The sequence below is a fragment of the Nocardiopsis sp. TNDT3 genome (assembly GCF_003427465.1).
GTDB lineage: Bacteria > Actinomycetota > Actinomycetes > Streptosporangiales > Streptosporangiaceae > Nocardiopsis > Nocardiopsis dassonvillei.
This window is the reverse complement of sequence record NZ_QPFC01001430.1, coordinates 1-1164: the sequence shown is the minus strand read 5'-3', so window position 1 is coordinate 1164 and position 1164 is coordinate 1. Positions and strand designations below refer to the sequence as shown.

At 70.7% G+C, this 1164-nt stretch carries 1 protein-coding gene; it reads left to right on the top strand.

The genetic code is table 11. The annotated features are described in order from the left end of the window. Positions 1 to 668: 668 nt before the first annotated feature. Positions 669 to 1164, top strand: a 496-nt coding sequence (locus DQW06_RS28565; RefSeq protein ID WP_117199646.1) for an ATP/GTP-binding protein, incomplete at its 3' end; no start/stop codon positions are given.

Below are 1164 nucleotides of genomic sequence, written 5' to 3'. Positions count from 1 at the left end.
GAGGGCTGGCCCAGTCTACGGGGAACCCGGTCGGGAGGGTGGCCAGACGGACGGACCGCCGACCGCGGTCCGGCCACCACCGGCCCACGTGGACGGTTGTGGGCCGGTGGGGCGCTGACGCGCCGGACCGGAGTGTCGACCGGACCGACGTCGAAGAGCGGGACGTCGGTGGGTGGCCCTGTGCCCGGGGCGCCGCCGGGGCTCCCGCGGATGGTCGCGTCCTCGTGCCAGGAGTCTTCTCCGCGACCGCACTTGCCGGTGCGGGGGCCCTGCCTCCACCGTAGACTCCGCGGATGCCGCCGGACAGGGATCGGCACGGCCGAAAGCGGCCGAAAATGACCGCTCACAATGTCGTAAAGTCGACCTTCCGGGGTACAGGTGTGTGCTTACCTGTTCACGGTCGGTTTCGGGCGGAGGACGCACCGCCACGCGACGGCCACCCCACTCCCGCGACTCCTCCTCTGCCCGGGAGCCGCGGACCCCACGAGCCGACCGGTGTGGCGTGCCGCACCACTGAGCCAAAACGCCTTCCCCACCGACCATCCGGTGTTAGGTTCCAGGAACGGTGCCTCCCATGTCGGTACCGACCCCGGCGGGTCGCGTACCCCGAGGACCGGACCGTGCGCGCCGTCCGCCCCGCTGGCCCGGCACTCCCGCTAGGACTAACTGTGATCGATCCAGTCAACAGCACGAACAACGTCCACGCCTCCACCGCGTTGTCCACCAAGATCATCGTCGCCGGGGGGTTCGGGGTCGGCAAGACCACGTTCGTCGGCGCCGTCTCGGAGATTCCGCCGGTGCGCACCGAGGCCGCGGTCACCGCCGCCAGCGCGGGTGTGGACGACCTCTCCCACACCCCGGACAAGACGAGCACCACGGTCGCGATGGACTTCGGCCGCATCTCGCTGGACACCGACCTGACCCTCTTCCTGTTCGGGACCCCGGGCCAGCAGCGCTTCTGGTTCATGTGGGACGACCTGGTCCGGGGCGCGCTGGGCGCCGTGATCCTGGCCGACACCCGCCGCCTGGAGGACACCTTCCAGGCGCTGGACTACTTCGAGCGCCAGTACCGGCTGCCCTTCGTCGTCGCGGTCAACGAGTTCGACCCCGAGAACCCCCACAGCGCCGACGAACTGCGCGACGCCCTGGACCTGACCCCGGACG